Origin of the sequence: Streptomyces sp. NPDC086023 (genome assembly GCF_044540325.1) — a bacterium.
Classification (GTDB): Bacteria; Actinomycetota; Actinomycetes; order Streptomycetales; family Streptomycetaceae; genus Streptomyces.
Genome location: NZ_JBITRX010000029.1, coordinates 16,613 through 30,570 on the forward strand (window position 1 = coordinate 16,613; position 13,958 = coordinate 30,570).

At 73.5% G+C, this 13,958-nt stretch carries 13 protein-coding genes and 1 tRNA gene; 8 read left to right on the top strand and 6 right to left on the bottom strand.

Annotated features, from left to right (window positions below; all coding sequences use genetic code 11):
* Positions 1 to 11 precede the first annotated feature (11 nt).
* The 3 genes from ACIF6F_RS34445 to ACIF6F_RS34455 form a co-directional block, all read right to left on the bottom strand.
* On the bottom strand, positions 12 to 878 hold the full coding sequence (locus ACIF6F_RS34445) for a spermidine synthase (RefSeq protein WP_399956534.1): 867 nt from the start codon (positions 876 to 878) through the stop codon (positions 12 to 14).
* A 221-nt stretch (positions 879 to 1,099) separates the two neighbouring features.
* Positions 1,100 to 1,483 (bottom strand): hypothetical protein, encoded by a 384-nt coding sequence (locus ACIF6F_RS34450; RefSeq protein WP_399956695.1) that lies wholly within the window; start codon positions 1,481 to 1,483, stop codon positions 1,100 to 1,102.
* A 40-nt stretch (positions 1,484 to 1,523) separates the two neighbouring features.
* Positions 1,524 to 3,194 carry an IS200/IS605 family accessory protein TnpB-related protein gene (locus ACIF6F_RS34455; protein WP_399956537.1) on the bottom strand — a complete coding sequence of 557 codons (1,671 nt, stop codon included), beginning with the start codon at positions 3,192 to 3,194 and terminating at the stop codon, positions 1,524 to 1,526.
* A gap of 362 nt (positions 3,195 to 3,556) precedes the next feature.
* Between ACIF6F_RS34455 and ACIF6F_RS34460 the strand changes: the two genes are divergently transcribed.
* Positions 3,557 to 4,888: a tetratricopeptide repeat protein gene (locus tag ACIF6F_RS34460; RefSeq protein ID WP_399956540.1), complete on the top strand. Its 1,332-nt coding sequence runs from the start codon at positions 3,557 to 3,559 to the stop codon at positions 4,886 to 4,888.
* Between the two features lie 46 nt (positions 4,889 to 4,934).
* Here the strand turns inward: ACIF6F_RS34460 and ACIF6F_RS34465 are convergent, their stop codons facing one another.
* Positions 4,935 to 5,531, bottom strand: a complete 597-nt coding sequence (locus tag ACIF6F_RS34465; RefSeq protein WP_399956543.1) for a histidine phosphatase family protein — start codon at positions 5,529 to 5,531, stop codon at positions 4,935 to 4,937.
* Between the two features lie 196 nt (positions 5,532 to 5,727).
* On the opposite strand from ACIF6F_RS34465, the gene ACIF6F_RS34470 reads away from it, so the two are divergent.
* From ACIF6F_RS34470 to ACIF6F_RS34485, 4 genes are all read left to right on the top strand, one after another.
* Positions 5,728 to 6,930 (top strand): hypothetical protein, encoded by a 1,203-nt coding sequence (locus ACIF6F_RS34470; protein WP_399956546.1) that lies wholly within the window; start codon positions 5,728 to 5,730, stop codon positions 6,928 to 6,930.
* Entirely contained in the window at positions 6,930 to 8,498 is a 1,569-nt protein-coding gene (locus ACIF6F_RS34475; protein ID WP_399956549.1) for a hypothetical protein, read from the top strand. The genes ACIF6F_RS34470 and ACIF6F_RS34475 overlap by 1 nt, the downstream gene beginning before the upstream one ends.
* Before the next feature lie 148 nt (positions 8,499 to 8,646).
* Entirely contained in the window at positions 8,647 to 9,915 is a 1,269-nt protein-coding gene (locus ACIF6F_RS34480) for an AAA domain-containing protein (RefSeq protein WP_399956700.1), read from the top strand.
* A gap of 293 nt (positions 9,916 to 10,208) precedes the next feature.
* The gene (locus ACIF6F_RS34485; RefSeq protein ID WP_399956552.1) at positions 10,209 to 10,556 is read left to right on the top strand and encodes a hypothetical protein; all 348 of its coding nucleotides are present in this window, start codon (positions 10,209 to 10,211) and stop codon (positions 10,554 to 10,556) included.
* 236 nt (positions 10,557 to 10,792) lie between these two features.
* On the opposite strand, the gene ACIF6F_RS34490 is transcribed toward ACIF6F_RS34485, so the two are convergent.
* On the bottom strand, positions 10,793 to 11,122 hold the full coding sequence (locus ACIF6F_RS34490) for a recombinase family protein (protein ID WP_399956555.1): 330 nt from the start codon (positions 11,120 to 11,122) through the stop codon (positions 10,793 to 10,795).
* 132 nt (positions 11,123 to 11,254) lie between these two features.
* Here ACIF6F_RS34490 and ACIF6F_RS34495 point away from each other — a divergent pair, with 132 nt between their 5' ends.
* From ACIF6F_RS34495 to ACIF6F_RS34505, 3 genes are all read left to right on the top strand, one after another.
* Complete coding sequence (locus ACIF6F_RS34495; RefSeq protein WP_399956558.1) at positions 11,255 to 11,599, top strand: hypothetical protein; 345 nt, start codon at positions 11,255 to 11,257, stop codon at positions 11,597 to 11,599.
* Between the two features lie 167 nt (positions 11,600 to 11,766).
* Positions 11,767 to 12,444 carry a bifunctional DNA primase/polymerase gene (locus ACIF6F_RS34500; protein ID WP_399956561.1) on the top strand — a complete coding sequence of 226 codons (678 nt, stop codon included), beginning with the start codon at positions 11,767 to 11,769 and terminating at the stop codon, positions 12,442 to 12,444.
* Positions 12,435 to 12,508: transfer RNA gene (locus ACIF6F_RS34505), tRNA-Lys, on the top strand. Before ACIF6F_RS34500 ends, ACIF6F_RS34505 begins: the two co-directional genes overlap by 10 nt.
* Positions 12,509 to 12,595: 87 nt before the next feature.
* On the opposite strand, the gene ACIF6F_RS34510 is transcribed toward ACIF6F_RS34505, so the two are convergent.
* Positions 12,596 to 13,834 (bottom strand): M6 family metalloprotease domain-containing protein, encoded by a 1,239-nt coding sequence (locus tag ACIF6F_RS34510; protein WP_399956565.1) that lies wholly within the window; start codon positions 13,832 to 13,834, stop codon positions 12,596 to 12,598.
* Positions 13,835 to 13,958 lie beyond the last annotated feature (124 nt).

Here is a 13,958-nt window from a genome sequence, read left to right on the forward strand (position 1 = left end):
CTCCCGATGGGTCAGCGGAACACGGAGGGCGGCGGGGGCGGGGAGGGGGCGGCTGCGGTGTCGGTGACCGGGGTCGCGCCGCCGGTGAAGTCGACCAGGCCGCGGCCGTGTTCGACGCGGCCGGGGTGCGGGTCGCTCGCGACCCGGCGGGTGAGTTCCGCGACCGGAAGCGGCTGGTCGGCCGCGACCAGCACGGCGTTGCCGAAGCGCTTGCCGCGGAAGACCACCGGGTCGGCGGCCAGGGCGAGTTCGGGGAAGCGCACGGCGGCGGTGGCGATCTGGCCCCGGAGGTGGGCCAGCGGGGGGCCGTCCGCGAGGTTGGCGACGTACCAGCCGGTGGGCGACAGGGCGCGGCGCACCTCGTCGAGGAACTCGGTGCTGGTCAGGTGGGCCGGGGTGCGGGCGGCGCTGAAGACATCGGCGACGACCAGGTCCGCCCAGCCGTCGGGGACCTTGGCCAGGCCGGCGCGGGCGTCGACGGACCGGACCCGGATGCGGGCGCCGGGGTCGAGGGGGAGGTGGGTCCGCACCAGCTGGACCAGGCGCCCGTCGATCTCCACGACCTGCTGGGTGGAGCGGGGGCGGGTGGCCACGACGTACCGGGCGAGGGTGAAGGCGCCGCCGCCGAGGTGCACGACGTTGAGGGACTGGCGGGCCGGGGCGGCCAGGTCGATGACGTGGCCGATGCGGCGCTGGTAGGCGAAATCCAGGTACGTGGGGTCGTCGAGGTCGACGTGGGACTGCGGGGCGCCGTCGATCAGGAGGGTCCAGGCGTTCGCGCGCTCGCGGTCGGGGGCCAGCTCGGCGAGCCCGCCGTCCACCTGCTCGACGACTGCTTCCGGGGTGCGCGGGCGGCTGCCGCGCCGTTCTCTGGCCATCCGGCCATTATCCCTGGCCGGGGGCGGGGCGGGGGCGGGCCTGGGGCCGGGGGCCAAGCCTTCCGGGGGCGGGCCGGGGAACCGGGGGTTCGGGGTCGGGCCGCACCGAGACGGGCCGGGGGCGGCTGCCGGGCCGCACCGAGGCGGGGCGGAGGGGCCGCGGCCCGAGGCGGGCGCCGGGCCCGGGTGGTCACCGGGCCACTGGGCCACCGGTCACCGGGTCACCGCGTCAGCTGGTCGGCGGCCTCGATCAGGCGGGCCGCCTCGCCGAGGGCCGCGCGCAGCACCTCGGGGTCGGTGACGGGCTCCACGGCCTCCGGCGGCAGCAGCCACTGCGGTCCCTCGGGGGCGGGCGGCTGCTCGATGCGCAGCCCGCGGCCCGAGGTGTGCGTACAGGCGCTGCCCGGCAGGTCCCAGCCGTCGGCGGTGCCGTGCGGCACCAGGAAGCCCAGGGTGTCGTCCGCTCCGTCGTGGAGCACGGGCCCGACGCCGACCGCCGCCGCGGCGCGGCGGATGATGTCCACCGCCTCCAGGCCCTGCCGGGCGGGGACGGTGACGAGGTCGGGGGCGGTGTCCTCGCCGCTCCCGCCGCTGCGGGTTTCCATGCGTTCGGCCTCCAGGGCTGTCTCCGACATCGGACCGTTCCTAAACAGTGTCCAGGAGTGACATTTGCTGCCAGCTCCCGGAACTGCACGCATCCCGAACGGTGTTGGATGCGCTGGTTGCCCGCGTTCGCTGTGTCCCCGTCCGGCGACGTGCATCGTGTGCACGTTCCGTGACGGGCGGGCGGGTTCCCTCACGCCCTGGTGCATCCGGTGCGGCCTGGGCGGTCCGATGCCCCGCGGCATCACTCTGGTGTTGCGGGGGCGGTGCCGTCCGTCGCCGGATCGGGTGTCCGAGGGCGCGTCGCCCGATCGCGATGCCAGCGGCATCGTGTCGGGACATCTTTCGCTTGTTGCTGGTCAGGGGCTCACGCCAGTGCTGATCGCCCCACATCGACGTGTATGCCGGGTCGACGGCGACGATCGACAGGCCGTGCTCGGCGGCCATGGAGACGAGCCGGGCTTTGAGCTTGCCGGTGGGGATGCGGGAGATGAGCTGCCGGAACCTCTTGCGCCGGCCGTGCTTCTCGCGGGTCTTCTCGGCGGTGAAGTCGAGGTTCTCGATGCCGATGGCTTTGACGCCGCAGCGGTTTGCCCAGTGCAGCAGTTGGCTGATGGCGTGCCGGATCTGGGCGTCGCGGTGGTCGGCGGTGCCGGTGAGGTCGTAGAAGAAGCGCTTGGGGTCGCCGACAGGGTTGCCGTGTGGGTCGAGCTGGTAGGCGGCGAAGTGGTCGGTGTTGGTGTCCACACCGACCATGCCCTCAGCCCGTGCCGTCTCCAGCGGGATCGTTTTGATGACGGGCTTCGTCCACGAGGCGGTGAGGTACCGGCGTCCGCGTTCCACGTCGTAGTGGATGCGGTACGCCACGGCACGGTTGCCCTCGATGCGGTCGCGCCACTCGGCGCCCCGGTGCCGGAAGGCGACCTTGGAGGCGAGGACGTACCGGCCGTGCTTGGCGTTGGCCAGGTCGGCGAGCGGTGCCGGGGGCTTGATGCTGATCTCGCCGTCAGGGGTGACGCGGATGGTCTCGTTGCCGAAGCGTTTGCCGGACTCGCCGTCGGCGGCGAGGAACCACCGTTCGGTTTCCCACCGCTGCCGCCACTGCTCGGCGGTGAGCTGGGCAGCTTCGAGGTTGTGACGGGTGTTGAGCAGGCGTCGGCCGCCGCGCACGACATGCACGACACCTGCCTCACGCTCAGCGCGGGCGACATCGAGGCGGTGTTCCAGCGTGGCCAGGCGGCGGGACTTGTTGAACCACTCGCTCTTGGAGCGGTATCCGCCGGGTGCCCGCTTGGTGCCCTTCTCCCCGATGGGCTGGGACAGGCGGTGCATCAGCATCCGCACACCGGCCTCCAGGGACTGGATGTGGGCGAGCTGGCAGCGGCGGGACAGCGCCCACTGATCGTGGGTGGACTTCGTGACACTCCCGGCCCAGCGGGACGAGGAGTCGGCCGTCAAGCCCTGCTTCCGCGCCGCCCACGTATCCGAGTTGTGGTCCGGGCCGTCTGCGCAGCGGTTCTTGAGGTCCAGCGAGGCGAGATGTCCGAGGTGTTCGCCGACCAGCCGCAACACCTTTTCGTCCACGTCGGTGAGGTGCCCCAGGAAGTCGCGTATCGCCACTCCGGACGGGCCGAGCGCGACAAAGGGGTCAGCGATGACACGCAGTTGCCTTTTCTGATCTCGCTGCACCGCTCCCCCCTTCGTGATCAACACCCAGGACCTGCCGGCCACCACTGACAATCCGATCCCTGCCGATCGCGCACGCTTCCCACACCACGGCGGAGACCACACTCATGCACCGCTACACACACTCCTGGCCACTCGATCCGCAGCAGTTCGCCAACCCTCTCGTACCGGCCGGGAGACATCTCCCGCTCCTCATGGTTCAACGCGCGGGGTCGTCAACGGGTGCGGCGACAGGCCGCCGCAAAGGATGGCAGTTCATGGCGGATCGCGGGTGAGATATCCCGTTTGTAGCTAAACACCGGTTGCCGTACCCCTTCCGGCCGGTACGTTTTTGCGCGCCGGACCCCCACACGTACCGGCGGCAGCACTTCGCCAGAGAGGGCACGGCCATGGCGTCGTCACCAACCTCCCCCGCGACCCCCAACCTTGCCTTCCGCAGGCTGCGCGGCCGGCGGTCCGCGGGCGAGTTCGCGGCGGCGGTGCGGCGGGCGGCCCGCGAGATCGGCGAGTCGGTCTCGTGCGACGCCCGGTACATCGGGCGGGTGGAGGCGGGTGAGATCCGCTGCCCCAACTACGCGTACGAGCGGGTCTTCCTGCACATGTTCCCCGGGCGGACGCTGGCCGACCTGGGCTTCTCGGCCCGCGAATCCGTGCGTGGCCGGGGGGCACGGTCGGCCGCCGCCCCTGTCCCACCTGAGGAGAGCGACGTGTTGCGTCGCGCGTTCATGACCGGCGGTTCCGCCACGGTGGCGGCCGCCACGCTGGGGTTCGCCCCCGCCCTGGGCCCCGTACCCGCGCAGGCGGCGGAGCGGCGCGCCCTGCCCCGGCGGGCCGGCGAGGCCGAGGCCGCCGCGGTCGAGGAGGCCGTACGCCGCATCCGGCTGCTGGACGACCGGCACGGCGCCGACGGCCTCTACCGCCGGGCGGCCGAGCCGCTGCGGGCGGCCTACGCCCTGCTCGACGCGGGCGCCACCCGGCAGTCCACGGAGGACCGGCTGCACGCGGGCGCGGGCGAGCTGGCCCTCTCGGTGGGCTGGCTGGCCCACGACTCGGGGCGGCTGGACGACGCCCGCTCGCACTACGCGGAGGCGCTGGCCACCGCCCGGGTCTCCGGCGACGCGGGCCTGGAGGCGCACGCCTTCTCGAACATGGCCTTCCTGGCCCGGGACACGGGCCGCCCCCGCGAGGCGATCCGGGCGGCGGAGGCGGGCCAGCGGGCGGCGCGCGGCCTCTCCTCGCCCCGGCTGCTCTCGCTGCTCACGCTGCGGGAGGCGGGCGGCTGGGCACTGCTCCGGGACCGCAGGTCCTGCGAGGACGCGCTGGGCCGGGCCCACACGCTGTTCGCCAAGGGGGCGTCGCCGGCGGACCCGGAGTGGATGTCCTTCTTCGGGGAAGCGGAGCTGGAGCTGCTGGAGGCGCAGTGCTGGTCCGCGCTGTCGGAGTGGTCCCGCGCGGCCCGGCACGCCCGCCGCGCGGCCGGTCTCCAGGACCCGCACTTCGCGCGGAACGTGGCCCTGTACACCTCGCAGCTGGCCGGGGACCTGGCCCACGCGGGCGCCCCGGACGAGGCGGCGGCAGCCGGCCACCGGGTGCTGGACCTGCTCGGCGAGGTGCAGTCCTCGCGGGTGCAGTCGATGCTGGGGGCGACCGCCCGGACGCTGGTGCCGCACCAGCGCTCGCCCCGGGTGGCGTCGTTCCTGACCAGGCACGCGGCGGTCTGACGGGGTGACCGGCCGTCGGGCCGCACCCCTTCGGCCGGTCACCCCGTCAGACAGTCAGGTGCCCGGTGTCGTTCCAGCGCTCCAGGGCCGGCATCCCGTACGCCCAGCCCAGCACCGACAGCGAGGTCGGCTCCAGGCGCAGGCGCGCGCCGAAGGAGGCGGGCTCGCCGAGCCAGCGGGCGCCGAGGGTGCGCAGGAAGTGGCCGTGCGCGAAGACCAGCACGTCGCGGTCGGCGGAGCGGGCCCACTCGATCACCTGGTCGGCGCGGGCGGAGATGTCGGCGACCGCCTCGCCGTCCGGCACGCCGTCGCGCCAGATGAGCCAGCCCGGGCGGACGGCCTGGATCTCGGCGGGGGTCATCCCCTCGTACGCGCCGTAGTGCCATTCCATGAGCAGGTCCCAGGGCTCCGCCCGGTCCCCGAAGCCGGCCAGCTCGCAGCTCTCGCTGGCCCGCACCAGCGGGCTGGTGCGGACCTCCACGTCCGGCAGTCCGGCGAAGGGTTCCCGCGCCAGGCGCGCACCCAGCAGCTTCGCCCCCTGCCGCCCCTCGTCCAGCAGCGGGACGTCCGTCCGGCCCGTGTGCTTCCCGGACAGGGACCAGGCGGTCTGTCCGTGACGGGCCAGGAGGATGCGGGGTGCCATGAGGACTCTCCAGACGCGAGGAACCGCGGGTTCCGGCCGGTGTGACGTCCTGCCGGGCGCGGTTCGCGCACGTTCGGCACCCGACACAAACGGAACAAACGGATAAACGGGCAAAACGGATAACCCCTCCATCATCCCGCACGCGAAAAGCGCGGACGACCACCCACTGTCAGTGGCGGATGGGAGACTTCCGCGCGTGAGCGTCTACCCACCCGACGGAACCCCCGACCCGCGGCCGCCGCTGCGCCGGCGGCTGGCCGAACTGCGCGGACCACAGGTGCCACCCCGGCCCCTCGACGCCCGCGCCCTGGCCGCCCTCGCGGCCAACCCGGGGTGCCGCAGACGCGCGCTCCTCGACGGCGCCGGGGTGGACAAGAACCGCCTCGCGGAGGCGCTCGGCTCCCCCGCGGCCTTCGGCCAGTCCCAGTTCGCGATCGTCCGCGGCAACTCCTTCGAGGCCCGGGTCAAGGCCGACGGCGGCCGGGAGCTGATCCGGCTGCTCGCCGAGCACCGCTCCGGCCCCGCGCTCCCCACCCCCGTCCCCGGCGAGGTGCTCCTCCCCGACCTGACCGCCGTCGGCCCCGAGGGCCGCGCCGCCCGCACCGCGCTCGCCCTCCGCGAGGCCACCGAGGCCGGCGCCTGGGCGCTGCTCGACCACCCGATGCTGGCCCTGGAGGTGGCCGGAACCCCCGCCTTCCTGGAGCCCGACGCCGTCGTGGTCCGACCCGACGGCCGCTGGACGGTCGTGGAGATCAAGTCCTTCCCGATGGTCGACGGCACCGCGGACCCCGCCAAGGTCGGCGCCGCCGCCCGCCAGTCCGCCGTGTACGTCCTCGCCCTGGAGCGGATCGCGGGCCTCGTGGAGGGCTCGGCCGTGGACCAGTCGGTGCTGCTGGTCTGCCCCAAGGACTTCTCCAACCTGCCGACGGCGGCATCCGTCGACATCCGCAGGCAGCGCTCCGTCACCCGCCGCCAGCTGGAGCGCCTCACCCGGGTCGAGGAACTGGCCGAGGGCCTGGCCGAGGGCACCTGCTTCGACCCCGAGCGCCCCCGCGAGGAACTCACCGCCGCCGTCGAGTCCGTCTCCGCCGCCTACGCACCCGAGTGCCTGGCCGCCTGCGAGCTGGCCTTCCACTGTCGTGAGCGGGCCCGCGAGGACGGCTCCGTCACCGCCCTCGGCCGCTCGGTGCGCGGGGAGCTGGGCGCGCTCACCACCGTGGCCGAGGCCCTCGAAGCCGCCGGGTCCCGCGCGCCCGACGGGCCCGAGGACCCCGCCGCCGAGGCCCTGCGGCGGGCCGCCCGGCTGCGCGCCGAGGCCCTGGCCGAAGCCGCCGCCCGCCCCCGGCCGCCGGCCGCCGGCACCCCCGCCGCCGCGCCCGACTCCCCGGAGGTCCCCTGATGCCCCTGCTGAGCACCCTGGCCCGGCTGGAGGCGGTACGGGACGGACGTGCCGTCCCCCTCGCGACGGTGCGCCACCGCCACCTGGCGCCGCGGCCGCTGGTCCTCGTACCGCTGACCACCGCCGGCGAGGCGGGCGCCCCGCTCGGCGCGCTGGTCGGCACCGACCCCGAGGAGCCCCGGCTGCTCGTGGTCCCGCAGCCCCGGGACCGCGACCTGCGCTGGGAGTTCCTGGCGGAGCTGGCGGACGCCGTCCTGCCGTACGTCGACGGCTTCGCCGACGAGGTGGAGCCGGCCGAGCGGACCGAGACCGACCCCGAGACCGGCAAGCGGGTCAAGGTCACCACCGAGCTGTGCACGGACGCACCCCAGATCGTCGTCCCCAACCGGGCCGGCGTGGAGTACGTACGCCTGCTCGGCCGCTCCATGCGCTTCCGCCGCACCGCCGAGCAGGACCCCGACACGCCGTACCCCGCCCCGCCGCGCATCCCGCTGCTCGGCCGCTGGCTCACCCACCTCGGCGAGCGCGCCCGCGTGCCCGGCTCCTCGATGCTGCTCGCCGCCACCGACCTGCTCGGCCGGCACTGGGCCACCGGCCAGAGCAACCTGGAGGACCAGCACCTCGGTGCGCTGCTCGGCTGGATCGACCCCGCGGAGGGAGAGTCCGGCGCGGAGCGGGCCCTCCGCGCCGAGCTGGGCCGGGACGAGCGGGGCCAGCTGCTCTGGCCGCCCGCCGGTCCCGCCACCGACCCCGCCTTCGACAACCGCCTGCTGGCCCCGGCCATGGCCCGGTACGACGCGGCCCGCGCCGCCCGCCCCCGGGACGAGGAGGCCGTGCTGCGCGCCGGCCGGGAGGTGCGGCGGCTGGTCGCGGAGCAGCTGCGGCCCACCTGGTGGGCGGTGTGGCGGGCGCTCGACCTGCTGCGCGCGCTGCCGCCCGGCGAGCGGGCCGAGGACCGCTGGACCGGCGACCGCTGGTCGTACACGGCCCACCGCGACCGCATCAGGGCCGGCGAGCCGCCGCAGCCGCGGGTGGACGACGCGGTCACGGCCGCGCAGAAGCTGGCGCGCCGCGAGAGCGAGCAGGCGAAGCTGGACGCGCAGGAGGCGCTGGACGACCCGCTGGTGATGGCGGGGTGCCGGCTGGCCGGCGAGGCGTTCGCGGGCGAGGTGACCGAGGTCGTCATGGAGTGGACGGAGTCCAAGCGGCCCAGCCCGCGCCCGCTGGTGACCGTCGCCACCGAGGACCAGCCACGGCTCGCGCCCGGCGCGAAGGTCTACCGCTCGCTGGACGGCCGCCCGCAGAGCGCCGCGTTCGTGCGGTACGAGCAGGAGGGCGGCGGGCTGGTCCTGCGGCTGCTGGACAAGATGGGCCGGAGCCGGGACCCCGAGCCGGGGTCGGTGCCGGAGAAGGGCGACCGGGTCTGCTGGACGCTCTTCGAGCACGACAGCCGTACGGGCCCCAGGTTGCCCGAGCCCGAGGACACGCCCTGGACCCACGGCGGACCGCCGTCGGCCCGTACGACGGCCGAGGCCCCGGACGCCGTGACCGCCGAGGACCTGCTGTGACGCCGACCGCCGAGGACCTGCTGCGCCCGGCCGCGGGCGTGCCGACCCCGACCGCCGAGGACCTGCCGTGACCCCGACCGCATCCGCCACGGACTTCGACCCCGGAGCCGCCGCGGCCGAGGCCACCCGCGCGATCCTGCGCGACACGATGGACGGCCGGCACCGCGGCGTGGTCGTCGACTCCCCGCCCGGGGCCGGCAAGTCCACGCTCGTGGTGCGGGCCGCCCGTGAGCTGGCGGCGGCCGGGCGGCGCCTGATGGTGGTCGCCCAGACCAACGCCCAGGTGGACGATCTGGTGCTGCGGCTGCACGAGAAGGACCCGGAGCTGCGGGTGGGGCGCCTGCACAGCAGCGACGCCGAGTCCTACGACCCGGCGCTGACCGAGCTGCCCTCGGTCTCCCTGTCCAGCAAGGCGGGGGAGCTGGACGGGCTGCCGGTGGTGATCTCCACCGCCGCGAAGTGGGCCCACGTGCAGGGCGTCGAGCCGTGGGAGCATGCGATCGTCGACGAGGCGTACCAGATGCGTTCGGACGCGCTGCTGGCCGTGGCCGGGCTGTTCGAGCGCGCGCTGTTCGTGGGGGATCCCGGCCAGCTGGACCCGTTCAGCGTGGTGGGCGCCGAGCAGTGGGCCGGGCTGTCGTACGACCCTTCGGCGAGCGCCGTCGCCACGCTGCTGGCGCACAACCCGCAGCTGCCGCAGCACCGCCTGCCGGTCTCGTGGCGGCTCCCGGCGTCGGCCGCGCCGCTGGTGTCGGGCGCGTTCTACCCGTACACGCCGTTCCGCAGCGGCACCGGTCCGGGTGACCGGCGGCTGTCCTTCGGGGTGGCGTCCGACGGCTCGGGGCCCGACCGGGTGCTGGACGAGGCGGCCGAGTCGGGGTGGGGGCTGCTGGAGCTGCCGGCCCGGCACACCCCGCGCACCGACCCGGAGGCGGTGCGGGCGGTGGCGCTGGTGGTGCGCCGGGTGCTGGACCGGGGCACGGTGGCCGTCTCGGAGCGGTCCGACGGGCCGGTGCCGGTCACGGCCGAGCGGATCGCGGTCGGCACCGCGCACCGCGACCAGGCGGCGGCGGTCCGCGCGGCCCTGGCGGAACTGGGCGTGACGGGCGTGACGGTGGACACCGCCAACCGCCTCCAAGGCCGCGAGTACGACCTGACGGTGGTGCTGCACCCCCTGTCGGGGCGGCCGGACGCCACCGCCTTCCACCTGGAGACGGGCCGCCTGTGCGTCCTGGCCTCCCGGCACCGCCACGCGTGCGTGGTGGTCTGCCGCGCGGGCGTGGCGGAACTCCTGGACGAACACCCGTCGACCGACCCAGTCCAACTGGGCGTGACGGTCAAGTTCCCGGACGGCTGGGAGGCGATGATGACCACGTGGGACTCCTGGTCCAACCACCGCGTCTCGTGGCGACCGTAGGGCATGTGCGGTCTCAGGGCCCGGTCACTTCGTCCATGAGCATCCGCAGAGCCAGGGAGTGCTTCTCGGGTGGCAGAGCAGCCAAAGCAGCCCGCGCATGGAGAGATGACATAGACAGCCAGGTCTCGCCCCTTCTCCTTGGGGTGCCCCCAGACGAAGAGTCGAAAGCCGGCCTCGCGAAGGAACGGCCCCCGCTCCTTCCAACCTCTCATGGTGGACCACTTTTCGGCGTAGGTCTGGCCGGTGCCTTGATCTTCTTCCTATTATCCCGACCTGGGACATACTGGCGTTCCATGATTTCCTCGTTCCTTCCCTACCGAGCTGTTCTCATACATTTTCCTTCCGCACGGACAGTGGAGAACACCCGCCATCGGAGATGCGTTGGACTTGATGCCTGCACGATGCCGACCGAGTGCGGTAACGGCTACCTGCAAATTGGCGAATTCCTCATCACCGAGGATTGGGTCTGCCCACCGCACCGGAATGCCGTCACGAAGAAGTGGCTCGCCCTTGTGCATGGCGATCCCTTGAAGGATCGGCTTCTTCAGAATCTTCCCCAAGGTGGAAGCGTCCACCTGGTTCCCTTGATGGCCGCCTTCACGCCGACCTTCTTCTCGTCTGCGTTCACACTCCGCTGGTAGTCCTGCGACGTGAGGCCACCCCGCTTGTTCCAGTCCTCGCAGAGGCGACTCATGCTCCACCCCTGGACGCCGATTCGCTCGTACGCCTCACGGATCAGGGGCCCTGTCACAGGGTCGATGACCAGTTTGTAGCGTTGCCCGCCCTGGTACTCGGTGAGGACCGGGCGGTAGTCGAAGGGCCAAGTACCGCCACCCCACAGGGATTCATCGCGGTAGTACCGAGTCTGGTTCCGGCGCTACTGCACGATGGCTTCCCGGTACTCCTGCGCTTGCGTCGCTTTGATGTAGGCGATCATCCGGCCATTGCCGGGGGTGATGTCCAGCGCGGGGTCGTCCAGGCAGATGACTTCCTTGCCACCCCGGTAGCACTTGTCCGCGAACATCTCCCAGTGCGTCTGGTCGCGAGTGACGCGATCCAGAGAAGTGACCATGATCGCGTCCCACTCGTACCAGAGCGGCTCACGCATCCACCTGCCGAGGCCAGGCCGCTCCTCGGGGCGGACCGCACCCGAGATGAACGAGTCCTCTACGTCCCCCACCACATCGAACCGGCCTTCAGCGGCCACCGCGTCCCCTGGCGCCCCTGACCGGGGCGGGGGTGCCGCCGGGCTCGGCCGCCGGGGTCCTCTTGCGCGGCGTTGGACAATGGAGGGTGGCCCGGAAGCACGGATCGCACGCAGCACGTCAGGAGGACACGGATGGCAGAGGCCGAGCGGGAGCGGAGGCTGCGGCCCGCGCAGTTGCTCTTCGAGCCCGCGGAAGCGGTGGCGGACCCGGAGCACTTCTTCGACCTGGAGTCGATAGACGACCCCCGGGCGCTGCTCGCCCGCGCCACCGAGCTGACCCTGGCGTTCCGCGCCGCGCACGACAGGGCGATCGAGTTCCAGGCGGTGGCGGCGGCGCAGCTCGCGGATCCGCGCCGGTTCGACCGGCTGTCCGCGGCGGCGATCGCGGAGAGCGCGGCCTGGACCGAGGACTACGCGAAGAAGATGATCGAGTTCGGTGAGGGGCTGCTCCGCGGCGAGGGCGAGAGCCACCACTGACCGGTACCTCGCGACCGCGCTGAGCGCGCTTCCGGCACCCCGTGGCCCGTCCGGGCACGGGGTGCTGGCATATGCCGAGGGGGCAAGGTACCGGTCCCGCGCCTCCGGCGTCCCGGTTTTCGGCAACTCTCCGAGAGGAGTTCGCCACACCCGGTACACATGGAGTCATGAACTCCTGGCTGCGCGAAGAGACCCGCGAAGAGACGTCCGGCTGCGGCACCGCCACCGGCACCGAAGAGTTCGACCTGTTCGGCCTGCTGGCCGCCGAGGACGCGCGTCCCGCCGCGCACCCGGCCGCGGCCGTCACCCCGCCGGGCGCCGCGTGGCTGGCCTCCGCCTCGGCGTACCCGCGCAGCACCCTCTCGCTGTGGGAGTCCCGGCCGACCGCTCCCGCGGTGCTGCCCTGCGGCACGGCCTTCGACGTGGTGAACGTCCCGGTGGTCTTCGGCCGGCGGATGCTGGACCAGCTGTGGGAGGCGGGGCCCGGTTCGGGGCCGGTGGCGGTGCACCGCGGGCGGATGCTGCTCTTCGCCGCGCCCGGGACGGCCCAGCGGCTGCCCTCGCTGCTGGACTGGGAGGAGTGGGGCGAGGCGATTCCGGCGCCGCTGTGCCACGGCCGCGGGGACGCGGTGACCGTGCCGGCGCTGGCCGCGGGGGCGCCGGGCGGGCCCTCGCGCTGGCTGGTGGCCCCCGACACGCGGCAGCCCTGGCTGCCGGGCCCCGAGGTGCTGCTGTGGGCCTGCGTGCGGGCGGCCAGGGCGGCGTCCGCCGAGGCCGTGCGCGTATCGATTTTTCCTCCGGCGGATGAGGGTGCTAATGTCTACGACGTCAGCAGGCGCCGCTAGCTCAGTTGGTTAGAGCAGCTGACTCTTAATCAGCGGGTCCGGGGTTCGAGTCCCTGGCGGCGCACCGACGGAAGAAGCCCCTCGCAGCAGCGAGGGGCTTCTTCGTTTGCCGACCTGCGCGGCCGACTCGCGGCGGGCGGCCCGCCGCCCGTCAGGTCGTGATCTTGACGGTGTAGGCGCCGGAAGGCGTGCGGTCGGCCACCTCGATGCGGACCCGTTCGCCCGGCACGGTGTACGCCTCGCCCACCTCCAGCGGCGCGTCCGCCAGCGGCGGGTACACGGAGCGGTCCCAGCAGGCCTCGCTGTCCGGGTGCCCGTCCATCACCTCGACGGGGCCGCGGCCCGAGGCGGCCTCGTTGCGGACCTTGTAGACCAGCACGCCCTCGGCGCAGGTGTCCTCGTCGTTCCCGGCGGAGCCGCGCGCCTCGATGGCCACCGCGCTGTTGGGGCCCGTACGGACCACCGCGAGCCGGGTACCGCCGACGGCGCCGCGCGGCGCGGGCTGGCCGAGCGGCTGGAGCGTGTGCAGGGACGTACCGCCCTGGACGCAGTCCACCTGGTCCGGCCCGAGCCAGCCCAGCTTCCACTTGTGCCAGGCGAAGAGGTCGGGCGCCAGGCCGAACTGGCTGCCCATGACGTCCCAGTCGCCGACGTACGTGTCCCAGTCGCCCTTGCCGTCGGTGGGCCGGTGGTAGAGGTCGGGCAGGTCGAAGACGTGGCCGGTTTCGTGGGCGAGGACGTTGCGGTCCGGCGGGTGCTTCTCGAAGACGGTGACGATCCTGCGCAGGTCGGAGCCGTCGGCGCGCAGCGGCCGGTCGAAGTTGACCACCTTCGTCGCGTCGGAGTCGACGCCGGGGGCGTCCGGGTCGGCCACGAAGTAGACGATGTCGTACCGGCTGAAGTCGACCTCCCGGTCCGCGGCCGCCACCGCGTCCCTGAGGTAGGAGGCGCGGTCGCCGGGCGCCCAGTCACGCTTTATCCGGTACGCGCCGGACGGCTTGGGCATCCGGACCCACCGCTCCTGCGGGTGCGGCACCAGCCGGAACTTCCCGTAGGAGGCCCGCTCGAAGAACTCGCTGGTCGCGGGGAAGTAGTCGCCCGTCAGTTCCTGCGGGGTGGTCGCCGGGACGGCGTCGGGGAAGGAGAGGAAGACCATCACCGCGTCGAGTGAGCGCACCGGCTTCGGGTAGTCGCCGTTCCAGGTGTCCAGGCCCAGGGAGTGGTGGGCGGACGTGCGGGTGAGGGCGCAGGGGCCGGCGCCGGGGGCGACGGCCTCCGCCGGGCCCGCGACGAGCGACATGGCGGCGAGGGCCGTCAGGGAGGTGAGGGCCGCCGCCGTACTGCGCGCGCGGCAACGCTCCACTCCCCCGGGTGTCTGCTGTCGCGGCACGTCGACCTCCGGTGATGGTTTGGGTCAGTCCATCCACCTTGTGCCGCTTCATTGCCTTATGTCCTGTTCCAGTGCCCCACACGAGTGAGCGGAAGGGCGGCGCGCTGCCTTACGGAACGTCACA

Coding starts and splice junctions, on each gene's coding strand:
- ACIF6F_RS34460 (WP_399956540.1), top strand. CDS start 3,557: ATGGCGTCGTCACCAACCTCCCCCGCGACCCCCAACCTTGCCTTCCGC.
- ACIF6F_RS34465 (WP_399956543.1), bottom strand. CDS start 5,531: ATGGCACCCCGCATCCTCCTGGCCCGTCACGGACAGACCGCCTGGTCC.
- ACIF6F_RS34445 (WP_399956534.1), bottom strand. CDS start 878: ATGGCCAGAGAACGGCGCGGCAGCCGCCCGCGCACCCCGGAAGCAGTC.
- ACIF6F_RS34480 (WP_399956700.1), top strand. CDS start 8,647: ATGGACGGCCGGCACCGCGGCGTGGTCGTCGACTCCCCGCCCGGGGCC.
- ACIF6F_RS34485 (WP_399956552.1), top strand. CDS start 10,209: ATGATTTCCTCGTTCCTTCCCTACCGAGCTGTTCTCATACATTTTCCT.
- ACIF6F_RS34500 (WP_399956561.1), top strand. CDS start 11,767: ATGAACTCCTGGCTGCGCGAAGAGACCCGCGAAGAGACGTCCGGCTGC.
- ACIF6F_RS34450 (WP_399956695.1), bottom strand. CDS start 1,483: ATGGAAACCCGCAGCGGCGGGAGCGGCGAGGACACCGCCCCCGACCTC.
- ACIF6F_RS34495 (WP_399956558.1), top strand. CDS start 11,255: ATGGCAGAGGCCGAGCGGGAGCGGAGGCTGCGGCCCGCGCAGTTGCTC.
- ACIF6F_RS34475 (WP_399956549.1), top strand. CDS start 6,930: ATGCCCCTGCTGAGCACCCTGGCCCGGCTGGAGGCGGTACGGGACGGA.